Source organism: Rhizobium sp. RHZ01 (assembly GCF_014851595.1).
In the GTDB taxonomy this organism is placed as follows: domain Bacteria; phylum Pseudomonadota; class Alphaproteobacteria; order Rhizobiales; family Rhizobiaceae; genus Rhizobium; species Rhizobium altiplani.
This window is the reverse complement of the sequence record NZ_JACUZZ010000161.1, coordinates 1-255: the sequence shown is the minus strand read 5'-3', so window position 1 is coordinate 255 and position 255 is coordinate 1. Positions and strand designations below refer to the sequence as shown.

Sequence of the window (255 nt, the reverse complement as noted above, 5' to 3'; positions counted from 1 at the left end):
GCGACGGCTTCTGGCTGGCGCGCTGGCTGCAGGGCCGAGCCGTCGAGGCGCAGGTGATCCATCCCTCGAGCGTTGCGGTGTCGCGCGAACACCGGCGTGCCAAGACCGATCGTCTCGACACCGAGCTTTTGATGCGCGCCTTTCTTGGCTGGCTGCGCGGCGAGAAGCGCCACTGCAGTATGGCCGTGATTCCCACAGTCGATGAGGAGGACGCACGGCGGCCGAACCGCGAGCGGGACAGCCTGGTGCGCGAGC

1 pseudogene is annotated in these 255 nt (G+C 68.6%); it reads left to right on the top strand.

The annotated features are described in order from the left end of the window. A pseudogene (locus tag IB248_RS32490) lies at positions 1–255 on the top strand (IS110 family transposase); the annotation flags it as partial.